Source organism: Halomonas marinisediminis (assembly GCF_004347715.1).
Lineage (GTDB): Bacteria > Pseudomonadota > Gammaproteobacteria > Pseudomonadales > Halomonadaceae > Halomonas > Halomonas icarae.
On sequence record NZ_SLTR01000853.1, the window covers coordinates 1 to 222 of the forward strand.

The window sequence follows — 222 nt, forward strand, 5'->3', positions numbered from 1 at the left end:
CTGATTACAGCGAGACGCTGGGCCGGATGGCGAAAGCGCTTAACGGCACCATGCAGAATGTCGCCATCTTGGCGAAGGCGGCCGAGGACAATGTCGCGCCGCGCTATGTCGCTGACCGGATCGTCGCGGCCGGTGCCCATGCCCGTGACGAGGACCGGCGCATGATTGCGTCCGCTGGCGAGAAGATGGACCGCGCGACCACCGCGTTGCACGGGATCGGGG

Annotated in this window: 1 protein-coding gene; it reads left to right on the top strand. The window is 66.7% G+C overall.

Annotated features, from left to right (window positions below; all coding sequences use genetic code 11):
* The coding region (locus E0702_RS19505; protein ID WP_205742184.1) for a hypothetical protein at positions 1-222 on the top strand (222 nt) is incomplete at both ends.